Source organism: Bradyrhizobium sp. Leo114, assembly GCF_055229415.2.
On sequence record NZ_JBUYEN020000294.1, the window covers coordinates 1 to 227 of the forward strand.

Annotated in this window: 1 pseudogene; it reads right to left on the reverse strand. The window is 68.7% G+C overall.

The annotated features are described in order from the left end of the window. Positions 1-227 (reverse strand): annotated as a pseudogene (locus ACZIRK_RS45785) (IS256 family transposase); the annotation flags it as partial.

Sequence of the window (227 nt, forward strand, 5' to 3'; positions counted from 1 at the left end):
TCCTTGCCCAGCAAGGCCGTCAGCGCCTCCTGGAAATCGCCGGTCGAGATGCCGCGCAGGTACAGAATCGGCAACAGCGCATCCAGGCTTCTGGTCCGCCGTGCCCACAGCGGCAGGATCGCCGAGCCGAACCGGATCCGCTCACTATCGCCGGCCGCCCCACGGTCGCGAATCTTCGCCCGCGCGACCTCGACCGGACCGATGCCCGTCGCAATCGTTCGCACCGG